The organism is Streptococcus sp. DD11 (genome assembly GCF_001578865.1).
GTDB classification, from domain to species: Bacteria; Bacillota; Bacilli; order Lactobacillales; family Streptococcaceae; genus Streptococcus; species Streptococcus panodentis.
Genome location: NZ_KQ969394.1, coordinates 323,369 through 332,514, shown reverse-complemented (window position 1 = coordinate 332,514; position 9,146 = coordinate 323,369). Strand labels below are relative to the sequence as shown.

Annotated in this window: 12 protein-coding genes; 11 read left to right on the top strand and 1 reads right to left on the bottom strand. The window is 51.0% G+C overall.

Features of this window, described 5'->3' with window-relative positions:
* From STRDD11_RS14370 to STRDD11_RS07390, 11 genes are all read left to right on the top strand, one after another.
* Positions 1-558 (top strand): glutamate ligase domain-containing protein (locus STRDD11_RS14370; protein WP_277592736.1); only part of this gene is annotated, 558 nt, incomplete at its 5' end.
* Between the two features lie 19 nt (positions 559-577).
* A complete protein-coding gene (gene folE, locus STRDD11_RS07430; protein ID WP_128836779.1) occupies positions 578-1,132 on the top strand; it encodes a GTP cyclohydrolase I FolE in 555 nt (184 codons plus the stop codon).
* Between the two features lie 17 nt (positions 1,133-1,149).
* Positions 1,150-1,962 (top strand): 2-amino-4-hydroxy-6-hydroxymethyldihydropteridine diphosphokinase, encoded by an 813-nt coding sequence (gene folK, locus STRDD11_RS07425; protein ID WP_128836778.1) that lies wholly within the window; start codon positions 1,150-1,152, stop codon positions 1,960-1,962.
* A 611-nt stretch (positions 1,963-2,573) separates the two neighbouring features.
* Positions 2,574-3,284: an ABC transporter ATP-binding protein gene (locus STRDD11_RS07420; protein ID WP_128836777.1), complete on the top strand. Its 711-nt coding sequence runs from the start codon at positions 2,574-2,576 to the stop codon at positions 3,282-3,284.
* A 1-nt stretch (position 3,285) separates the two neighbouring features.
* Positions 3,286-4,074, top strand: coding sequence for a lantibiotic ABC transporter permease (locus tag STRDD11_RS07415; protein ID WP_128836776.1), 789 nt, complete (start codon positions 3,286-3,288; stop codon positions 4,072-4,074).
* Positions 4,074-4,796 (top strand): lantibiotic ABC transporter permease, encoded by a 723-nt coding sequence (locus STRDD11_RS07410; protein ID WP_128836775.1) that lies wholly within the window; start codon positions 4,074-4,076, stop codon positions 4,794-4,796. Before STRDD11_RS07415 ends, STRDD11_RS07410 begins: the two co-directional genes overlap by 1 nt.
* Before the next feature lie 11 nt (positions 4,797-4,807).
* Positions 4,808-5,506 carry a response regulator transcription factor gene (locus tag STRDD11_RS07405; RefSeq protein WP_128836774.1) on the top strand — a complete coding sequence of 233 codons (699 nt, stop codon included), beginning with the start codon at positions 4,808-4,810 and terminating at the stop codon, positions 5,504-5,506.
* Complete coding sequence (locus STRDD11_RS07400) at positions 5,473-6,516, top strand: sensor histidine kinase (protein WP_128836773.1); 1,044 nt, start codon at positions 5,473-5,475, stop codon at positions 6,514-6,516. Before STRDD11_RS07405 ends, STRDD11_RS07400 begins: the two co-directional genes overlap by 34 nt.
* 101 nt (positions 6,517-6,617) lie before the next feature.
* A complete protein-coding gene (locus STRDD11_RS07395; RefSeq protein WP_128836772.1) occupies positions 6,618-6,821 on the top strand; it encodes a helix-turn-helix transcriptional regulator in 204 nt (67 codons plus the stop codon).
* Complete coding sequence (locus STRDD11_RS13685; RefSeq protein ID WP_164828422.1) at positions 6,818-6,982, top strand: hypothetical protein; 165 nt, start codon at positions 6,818-6,820, stop codon at positions 6,980-6,982. Before STRDD11_RS07395 ends, STRDD11_RS13685 begins: the two co-directional genes overlap by 4 nt.
* Positions 6,983-6,991: 9 nt before the next feature.
* The gene (locus STRDD11_RS07390; protein ID WP_128836771.1) at positions 6,992-7,426 is read left to right on the top strand and encodes a DUF2178 domain-containing protein; all 435 of its coding nucleotides are present in this window, start codon (positions 6,992-6,994) and stop codon (positions 7,424-7,426) included.
* A 123-nt stretch (positions 7,427-7,549) separates the two neighbouring features.
* Here the strand turns inward: STRDD11_RS07390 and STRDD11_RS07385 are convergent, their stop codons facing one another.
* Positions 7,550-9,034, bottom strand: coding sequence for a DUF1846 domain-containing protein (locus STRDD11_RS07385; RefSeq protein WP_128836770.1), 1,485 nt, complete (start codon positions 9,032-9,034; stop codon positions 7,550-7,552).
* Positions 9,035-9,146: the final 112 nt, after the last annotated feature.

Sequence of the window (9,146 nt, the reverse complement as noted above, 5' to 3'; positions counted from 1 at the left end):
GCTGAGGCCCATTATCGGACAGCTCTTTTAGGGCTGCATCAGATCGATAATGCTGCTCTGGCTATTGAGCTCTGTGACACTTACTGCCGGCTCAAAGGGCTGCCTCTCCTGAGTCAGACAGAGGTAGACGAGGCCCTGCTTAGGGCAGTCTGGCCGGGGAGACTGGAAAAGCTCTCAGAACGGCCCCTCATACTCATAGACGGGGCCCATAATCCTCACGCTATGCGCTCGCTCCTCGCTTCACTGTCAGAGCATTATCCGGCTCAGAAGAAGCAGCTGTTGTTTGCCTGCATTCAGACCAAGTCTCTGGAAGAAATGGTCGGGCTGCTGCAGACAGTGCCTGCTGCAGAGCTGACTCTGACGGCTTTTGCAGACAAGCGGAGTTTTTCCCGGGAAGCGATGGAAGAGCTGGCTGAAAAGGAGGGGCTGTCGTACAGGGACTGGCCGGACTATCTGGAGCATTATCTGGCTGCAGAGCATGAGGCAGATGAGCTCCTGCTCCTGACCGGTTCTCTTTATTTTCTGGCTCAGGTCAGACCCTATATCATAAAAAACTAAATCCAAGACAGGAGTAGAGATGGATACCAAGAAAATAGAAGCAGCAGTTGCTCAGATTATTGAGGCCATTGGCGAGGACGGAAGCCGGGAAGGACTGCAGGAAACCCCGCAGCGGATAGCCAAGATGTATCAGGAAATTTTTGCCGGCCTTGATGAGACGGCTGAAGAGCACCTGTCAAAATCTTTTGAAATTATCGACAATAACATGGTGGTGGAGAAGGATATTTTTTTCCATTCCATGTGTGAGCACCATTTTCTTCCTTTTTATGGTAAGGTTCATATCGCCTATATTCCCAACGGCCGGGTTGCCGGTCTCTCTAAGCTGGCGCGGACGGTAGAGGTCTATGCTAAAAAACCGCAAATTCAGGAGCGGCTGACGGTGGAAATCGCTGAGGCTTTGATGGACTATCTGGGGGCTCAGGGGGCTCTGGTCTGGGTCGAAGCGGAGCATATGTGCATGAATATGCGCGGAGTCAGAAAGCCGGGAACAGCCACGGTGACGACAGCTGCCCGCGGAATTCTGGCGACAGATAAGGATTTGAAAAATGAAGCCTACAAATTAATGGGCCATTAAAAGATGAGGAGGGTTGCATGGACCAACTGCGCATCAAGGATTTGGAAGTTTATGCCTATCACGGTCTGTTCGGAGCGGAAAAGGAATTGGGACAGCGCTTTGTTCTGGATGTTATCTTAGACTATGACATGACTCAGGCAGCCAAAACAGATGATCTGACGGCGTCCATCCATTACGGAGAGCTGGCTCAGGATTTGACCCATTGGTGTCAGGAAGGCAAGGAGGATTTGATTGAGACGCTGGCTTACAAGCTGATTGACCGGATTTTTCTGGCTCATCCGCTGGTGCAAAAGGTCAGTCTGGAAGTTAAGAAGCCTTGGGCACCGGTGCCCCTGCCTTTAGAAACCTGCTCGGTTAAGCTGGTCAGGCAGAAACGCCGGGTCCTGATTGGCCTCGGCAGCAATCAGGGGGATAGAGCGGCCAATTTGGATGCAGCCTTGGCTAAAATGGCAGAGCAGCACATCCGGCTGGTGCAGGCTTCCGGCCGAATAGAGACAGAGCCTTGGGGCGGTGTGGAGCAGGATCCTTTCCTCAATCAGGCGATAGAAGTCGAAAGCTGGCTGGCACCGCAGGATTTATTGCAGACCCTGCTGGCTATTGAGGCCGACCTAGGCCGTGTGCGTGAGGTCAAGTGGGGACCGCGGGTCATTGATTTGGACATTCTCTATATAGGGCAGGAAGAGATTTACAGCCCGGACTTGATTGTCCCGCATCCTTATGCGGCTGAGCGAGCTTTTGTCCTGCAGCCGCTGCTGGAAATTGCCCCGCATTTTGTCGATCCTGTACGGAGAAAGAGCATCCGCCAGCTGTGGGAGGCGGTCGAAAAATGAGAGAAGAGAGGCGGTGGGACAGACTCTTATACGGTATCTTCCAAAAGATCCATCCCTCTGTGGGTGAGGACGCAGCCATCATGGGAGTCTGTCCCACCGCCGTAGATTGAAGAGAAAGTCCTCATTAAGACTTCCCTTAGGAGAGCACGGACGCTAGCGGCTTCCTTCGGAATTCCGTAGCTAAGCTTTGAGCCTCCTCGCCTTTTGGTTTCTAGGCTCAGGCTAAAATCGTTCACAGAATTATTTTACTCTCAAAACTTCCGAGTGAGTCTGTCCCGCTCTCGCTTTTCTCACAGCGGGAAGTCTCGGTTAGTTGCTCGCCTTACTTACAATAATTGGAATCATTCAACTGTTCTTGCAGCGCATCGCAGAAAATTAGAATGAAGAATTAGTGGCTCTTTGTCTACGGTCTGAAACTTGTCGCAAGGCAAGTTTTTTCTTGTCTGAACTTCTTCTGAACTTGCTCCTGTATACTCGTACTCATCAAATAATATCGTCATTTAGTTTATCTTTTATTCCGTCGTTAACTCGCCTTGCCGTACCCCAGTACAGCCTGAGGCTCGTTGCCTAGTACTAAATGCAAACTAAAAGACTATAAAAAGGAGCATGGGATGGAACATTTGGTAAAAATAGAAGGAGTCTGCAAGAAGCATGGGGACAGGCAGATTCTGAAGGATATTTCTTTTAGGGCCGGAAGCGGTCGGATTACAGCCTTTCTGGGACCCAATGGTGCTGGCAAAAGCTCGACGCTGAGGATTTTGCTGGGCTTGGATCGGGCAGATGCGGGCGAGGCCGTCTTTGACGGACGGACTTATAGCAGCCTGCCTTATCCCCTGAAGACAGTGGGAGCAACTTTCGATGGTATCGGCGGTCTGCCCAGCCGCAGGGTCTGTGATCACCTGCAAATCATTGCCGCCAGCAATGCCATCCCCAAGTCTCGGATTGATGAGGTGCTGGAGATGACGGGAATCGCTCATAAGAAGAAGGCACTCTTATCCAGTCTGTCACTTGGCGAAGGTCAGCGCTTGGGCTTGGCGGCGGCTCTTTTGGGCGATCCGCAGTTTCTGATCTTAGATGAGCCGACCAATGGGCTGGACCCGAGCGGTATCAAGTGGTTTCGCAGCTTTATCCGTCAGCAGGCCGATCGGGGCAAGACGGTGCTCCTATCCTCTCATATCCTGTCAGAGGTGCAAATAGTGACCGATGATGTGGTGCTGATCCATCAAGGGCGGATTATCGAGCGGGGGACACTGGAGGAGGTGCTGCAAGGTGCGGATAGTCTGGAAGAGCTCTTCTTTGATCTGACAGAAGGGAGGGACTGAGATGGGAGAATACCTGTCTTTGATGCGGGCCGAATGGCTGAAAATCAAAACAAGCAAGGCTTTCAGAGTGAGTATGGCTATCCTGCTGTTCTTGGTGCCTCTCATAACCTGGCTGGAGGGGCGGCAGTATCTGTCTGTCGGCCTGAATGCCACGCCTGAGACGACCCCAGGCCTGATAGAAGCCATTGATCCGCTGGAATACCTTGGTCTCAATGGGGCTTCGATGACTAGCATGGTCTTGGTTATTCTGGGCGGTATACTGGGTGCAATGGACTTTCAGTCTCATAGTCTGCGAACCAGCCTTTTGGCCTGCAACAACCGCCTGAAATTGCTAACAGGAAAAGTTTTGACTTTTGGCTTATTTTCGCTGCTGGTTAGCTTCTTATCAATTTATTTGAACTATATGGTTATGCACCTGGCTTTGGGGAAAGAAGGCCTCCATCCAATCCTGCTCAATCAGGCTGCGTGGAGCCATCTTCTCTGGAAAACACTGGCTGTCGTGCTGCTGGGGCTCTTGTCCTTTTTACTGGGCTTGCTGGGGCGGACCCTGCTGCTGCCCCTGCTCTTTCTCGTACCGCAGCTTTATAATCTGGGGAATTACCTGGCTGAGCATACCAGCTGGGGAGCTTATTTGCCGCAGCCTGCAGGTGAGCTGTTTGCTGCGGCGCCGACCTCTCACTATGCCAATCAGCCCTTGCAGGGACTGCTGATATTGAGCGTCTGGCTGCTTGCCGTCGGCGGTATGAGCGCCCTGCGCTTTTTGAAGACGGATTTAGGAGGACGCTACTGATGTTAAAGGCTCTGCTTAAAAGTGAATGGATTAAGTTTCGATCTGACTATCTGTCTCTAGCTGCGGCTTTGGCGGTTCTGGCAGCTATTCCTTTTTTCCTGATGAATCTGGACTACAGTCGGACGGCAGTTGGCCAAGCCAAGGCTCTGAGTGAGGCCTTGCACGCCCTCTATCTAGCGCAGCCGGCCATCGTTATCTTTACTTCGCTCTATTTTGCCCAAGAGTTTGTCAAGTCGGGCATGCGGACCAATTTTTTGGCTGTCTCCAGCCGAAAGGCTTGGCTGACTGGGAAGCTTCTATTTCTGCTTTTGCTGCTTGCGGTTCTCTACAGTGTCATTCTAAGCAGCTGTTTCCTTGTCATGCTGGCCCGTTTTGACTTAGACTTTAGCTGGTCCTTGCTGGGAGACTTCCTTTATTTCAGCTCCTTTGGTCTTTTGAGCAATCTTTTTATGGCTTTTTTAACTGCCGGTCTGGCTCTGCTGTTTCAATCTTGGATTGTGCCGGTCTCTGTTCTCTTTCCGCTGCTGATTGGCCTCAGCCAACTGCTGGCCACCTTCATCAAAGAGGCCGGCTACCTGCCGGATCTGGCAACGCTCCCTCTGTTTGAGTATGAGAGTCTGCGGTCAGGCCTCAGTCTGTCCGGTCTGGGGATTCAGGCGGTCTGGCTGCTTTTGATTTGGAGCTCTGCTATTTTTCTAATCCTTAAAAAGGATATTCGCTGAGGTGTGTTATAATGGAAACTATGAAAGAATATCGTATTTTAGCTGTGGATGATGACACAAGCATTCTCAAACTGCTGCAGCATATCTTGGAGCTGGACGGTTATTTGGTGACAGTCTGCAGCCGGCCGGAGGAGCTGGATTTGTCAGACTTTGTCGGCTATGACCTGATATTGCTGGATGTTATGATGAGTCCGGTCAGCGGTTTTGAGCTGTGCTCCTATATCCGGCCGTATGTTTCCTGTCCTATCCTCTTTTTGACGGCCAGAGAGCTGGAAGAGGACAAGGTAGAGGGCCTTTACCGGGGAGCAGATGACTATATTGTCAAGCCTTTCGGAGCCAAGGAACTGCTGGCCCGGATTCGGGCTCACCTTCGGCGGGAGGAGCGGCATCAGGAAGAGCAGTATGAAGCAGAAAACTGCTGTTTTTATCCTAGTCGCTATCAGGTGGCCTGTTTTGAGCGGCTGATTGATTTTTCTGAGCGGGAATTCAAGCTGCTGCAGCTGTTAGCCCGGCATCCTCAGCAGATTTTTTCCGCTGAAACGCTCTATGAGCTGCTGTATCCTGAGAGCTCGGATACGCAGCTTCGCTCTATTTCCGAATACATTTATCAGATTCGGCAGAAGTTCAAGCAGGAAGGCTTAAAGGCCATTGCAACTGTGAGAGGAGTCGGCTATCGATGGCAGTTAGAACCCGAAGTTTCAGAAGTCTAGTCTGGACGACCAGTCTCAAGATTGTCTTTTTTCATGGCCTGATTTTTTTAATGATTGGCTATGACTTTGGCCCCAGCCAGCTAAGTCCGCTTTATCGGGTCCTCTTTTGGGCCGTCACCTTGCTGCTGGTGACAGGCTATCAAATCCTCAAGCTGCTCTTGTGGATTGAAAGGGAGATTGGCCTTCTCAGCAGTCCGCAGCTGGACGATCAGGATCAGACTGAACAGATTCGGATTCGGGAACTGATAGCTGTTTATCAGGAGCTGCGGTCCAGCCGTCAGGAAATTATCAGCCTGCTTGACCGTGAGCAGGGACGCAATCGGGACCTGGTCCTGCAGCTGTCAGCGACTTCCCATGATCTGAAAACCCCCCTGACCGTTATCAGGGGCAATGCTGAGCTCTTGGAATTAGCCCAGCTGCCCCAGCCGCAGGCCGATTATGCGGCTGAAATTCTCCTGGCCAGCCAGAAGATGGCGGATTATGCGGCGGCCTTAATAGACTATGCCAAGACCTTTCAGGCTCAGGAGTCCGACTTTGTCACTCTGGCCCTGGCTGATTTTGTCCGTGATTTGCAGGAGGATTTTGCCCTCTTCAGCAAGGGGCAGGATTTTCATTTTTCGACCCAGCTGGACTGTGCACCGGACCTGACCCTGAGGCTGCATCCGGACTACCTCCGACGGGCCCTGATTAACATCCTTCTCAATGCTCTCCAGTATGCGGATCCTGACAGCAGAGAGCTCAGTCTGACTATCAGCTGCCCATCATCCAGCCAGCTGGTCTTTTCCATCTGGAACAATGGTCCGGCCTTTTCTCAGGAGGACTTGGCTGCTGCCGACCAGCTCTTTTATCAGAGCGAGCTTAGCCGCAATTCTGACAGCGGCCATCACGGCATCGGCCTGGCCTTTGCCAAGCAGGCAGCCAATCTCCATCAGGGCAGCCTCAAAGTCTGGAACCCGCTCCAAGGAGGAGCGGCGGTGGAGCTGGCTATCAGCAGGGAAATTTTCGAATAAAAGAGAGGAGCTGCTGCCTCTTTTTCTTTGACAAAAAATGTAAAAGAAGCTATACTATATTTATAAGGTAAAGCAAGCTATACATTCAAAAGGAGAGAAGCATGGACAACCGCATTCAGGAACTGCGCAAAAGAAAAAAACTCAGTCAGGAAGAACTGGCTGAGAAGCTAGAGGTGACGAGGCAAACGATTATTTCTTTGGAAAAGGGCCGCTACAATGCTTCTCTAATTCTGGCCCACAGGATTGCCCGTTTTTTCGGGCTGGCTATCGAAGATATTTTTCTCTTTGAGGAGGATTCATCATGAAAATAAATGATTTGTTTAAATGGCTGCTGGCTTCGGCAATCATAGCTCTGCTCTTTGGTCTGCATTTGCTCTTTCCAGCCTTTCCCCAAGAGCTGATTCCGCTGCTCAGTCTAGCTGCTATTATAATTGTCCTAAAAATCTTCCAAGCATATGAAAAATAGGAGACTGACATGGAAACATTAACGAAACAAGAATTTCGCAAAAGACTGCAGAGAAAGGTCATCATGGGGCGTATCCTGAGCTTGATTCTCCTGCTGGGGCTGGTCTGGAGCCACTTTCATTCTCTGAACGATCAGCAGGAAGGAGTCCTTGTTGGTATATTGATGGGGATTTCTTTGCTGACCATTCGCTATAATTTTGCCTTAAGACGGGAGGAAACCTTTGAGCGGCTCTATATTCAGGTGACCGACGAGCGCAACCGGATGATAGACGAAAAGGCCCGCACTCTGCTTTTTACTATCCTTTTGCTGCTGGCGGCCTGCCTGAGTGTTCTGTCTATGATTGTTCCAATCATCTTAAACCTCCATCAGTTTCTGACCCTGACCATTCTCCTGATTTTGGGGCTTTACTATCTCTTGCGTTTTATCCTGTCCAAGCGGTATTGATAATTGCAAAACTGGCAGGGGCTGTGTGGAGCTGGTGATTGGTTTGGAGAAGTGAATGTAAAAGAAGCTATACAAAAACTCTTGGAGAGACTGACTCCAAGAGTTTTGATTTTCAAAATGTTTTTATTTCCGATACAGCCGGTCATACTGGTAGACTGGATCCATGGTGACATGGATGCCCAGCTTGCGCAGGACATTCTTGTCCTCATCGGTCAGCATGACGGTCGAGTGGGCTTCGCTGCCCTTGAGGTTGCCCAGCTGCTGCATGGCCAGGGCGGCGTCTTCATTGGTCATGGCCGTGATGGCCAGGGCGATGAGGATTTCATTGGAGTGGAGACGCGGATTGCGGCTGCCCAGGTGGTTGATTTTCAGACCTTGGATGGGCTGGACATACTCGGGCTCGATCAGCTTGGTTTCCTTGTCAATGGCTGCCAGCTTCTTGATGGCATTGATGACCAGGGCAGCAGTTGGTCCAAAGAGGTCAGATGTCTTGCCGGTCACGATTTCACCATTTGGCAGTTCCAGTGCTAAAGCCGGCTCGCCGGTTGCTTCAGCCTTGGCCCGGGCTGCTACAGTCACCTGCCGGTCCTGAGGGCTGATGCCCAGGTCGTTCATGAGCAGCTCAATCTTTTTGATGGCTGTTTCGGAGACCCGTTCAGCCTTGAAGTCCAGGATGGTTTGGTAGTAGCGGCGGATGATTTCCTGCTGGGAAGCCTCGATGGCCGCCTCATTGTCTACAATGGCAAAGCCAACCATATTGACTCCCATGTCCGTTGGAGAAGCATAAGGCGATTCGCCAAGGATGCGCTCCAGCATACGCTTGAGGACAGGGAAAATCTCAATGTCGCGATTGTAGTTGACCGTGGTCTTGCCGTAGGTCTGCAGATGGAAAGGATCAATCATGTTGACATCGTCCAGATCAGCTGTAGCGGCTTCATAGGCCAAGTTGACCGGGTGATGCAGGGGCAGGTTCCAGACAGGGAAAGTCTCAAACTTAGCATAGCCGGACTTGATGCCATGGACCTGATCGTGGTACATATTGGACATACAGGTAGCCAGCTTGCCTGAACCGGGTCCCGGAGCCGTTACGACCACCAGATTGCGGCTGGTCTGGATATAGTCATTTTTCCCCATGCCCTCCGGCGAGATGATATGGTCCATATCGGTCGGATAGCCCTTGATAGGATAGTGGAGATAGGAGGCAATGCCGTTCTTATCCAGCTGACTGCGGAAGAGATCGGCCGCCGGCTGACCGGAATACTGAGTGATGACCACAGAGCCCACATAGATGTCCAGCTCGTGAAAGGTATCAATCAGCCGCAGAACCTCTTGGTCGTAGGAAATGCCCAAATCGCCTCTAGCCTTGGAGTGCTCGATGTTGTTGGCATTGATGGCAATGACAATCTCGACTTGATCCTTAAGCTCTTTGAGCAGCTTGATTTTATTGTCCGGCTCATAGCCTGGCAGGACTCGGGCAGCATGGAAATCTTCCAGCATTTTGCCGCCGAATTCCATGTAGAGCTTGCCCTCGAATTGGTTAATGCGCTCCAAGATATGGTCGCGCTGCAAGTTTAAGTATTTGTCCGAATCAAATGCAATGTTTTTCATGTCTCTTTTTACCTCTGCTAAAAATTATAACAAAAATTTGCCTGTTTTGGGGAGATGAACGGCAGAAAGTTGGGGAAAGCAAAAAGGAGTGGAAAAGAAGTCCAGAAATTGG

Bases quoted from the DNA above. Each gene is read 5' to 3' on its own strand.
- STRDD11_RS07395 (WP_128836772.1), top strand. From the start codon at position 6,618: ATGGACAACCGCATTCAGGAACTGCGCAAAAGAAAAAAACTCAGTCAG.
- STRDD11_RS07400 (WP_128836773.1), top strand. From the start codon at position 5,473: ATGGCAGTTAGAACCCGAAGTTTCAGAAGTCTAGTCTGGACGACCAGT.
- STRDD11_RS07405 (WP_128836774.1), top strand. From the start codon at position 4,808: ATGGAAACTATGAAAGAATATCGTATTTTAGCTGTGGATGATGACACA.
- STRDD11_RS13685 (WP_164828422.1), top strand. From the start codon at position 6,818: ATGAAAATAAATGATTTGTTTAAATGGCTGCTGGCTTCGGCAATCATA.
- folK (WP_128836778.1), top strand. From the start codon at position 1,150: ATGGACCAACTGCGCATCAAGGATTTGGAAGTTTATGCCTATCACGGT.
- STRDD11_RS07390 (WP_128836771.1), top strand. From the start codon at position 6,992: ATGGAAACATTAACGAAACAAGAATTTCGCAAAAGACTGCAGAGAAAG.
- STRDD11_RS07420 (WP_128836777.1), top strand. From the start codon at position 2,574: ATGGAACATTTGGTAAAAATAGAAGGAGTCTGCAAGAAGCATGGGGAC.
- STRDD11_RS07385 (WP_128836770.1), bottom strand. From the start codon at position 9,034: ATGAAAAACATTGCATTTGATTCGGACAAATACTTAAACTTGCAGCGC.
- STRDD11_RS07410 (WP_128836775.1), top strand. From the start codon at position 4,074: ATGTTAAAGGCTCTGCTTAAAAGTGAATGGATTAAGTTTCGATCTGAC.
- folE (WP_128836779.1), top strand. From the start codon at position 578: ATGGATACCAAGAAAATAGAAGCAGCAGTTGCTCAGATTATTGAGGCC.
- STRDD11_RS07415 (WP_128836776.1), top strand. From the start codon at position 3,286: ATGGGAGAATACCTGTCTTTGATGCGGGCCGAATGGCTGAAAATCAAA.